The organism is Priestia sp. SIMBA_032, from assembly GCF_046535215.1.
Classification (GTDB): domain Bacteria; phylum Bacillota; class Bacilli; order Bacillales; family Bacillaceae_H; genus Priestia; species Priestia aryabhattai.
Map to the genome: position 1 here is coordinate 1 of NZ_JAWRXD010000810.1, position 265 is coordinate 265.

The 265-nt window shown below is 37.7% G+C and carries 1 protein-coding gene; it reads right to left on the reverse strand.

Annotation, left to right across the window (positions count from 1 at the left end; all coding sequences use genetic code 11):
* Positions 1 to 10: 10 nt before the first annotated feature.
* On the reverse strand, positions 11 to 265 hold a 255-nt coding region (locus tag SB717_RS36580), incomplete at its 5' end, for a hypothetical protein (protein ID WP_410907952.1).

Consider the following 265-nt stretch of genomic DNA (forward strand, 5'->3'; position numbering starts at 1 on the left):
GTTTGCGTCTTTATTTACTTAAGGCTAGGGAGTTTTCTTCAAGCTTTTTTCGTCGGTTAGGGCAGTGTACTTCAAAAACCTTCGTAAAAGAAAGTTCGGATTGATTTAGGTAAGCTTTAACTGCCTTGAAAAGGTTTTTCTCATTCGCATACTCGTGAAGAGTAGAACGACTTTCTTTTGTGCCTGCAAGGAATCCAGCCACATTTCTTGCATCATCGAAACTTATGTTGCCTTTATTTATCTCATCAACCAATCTATTAAAGAG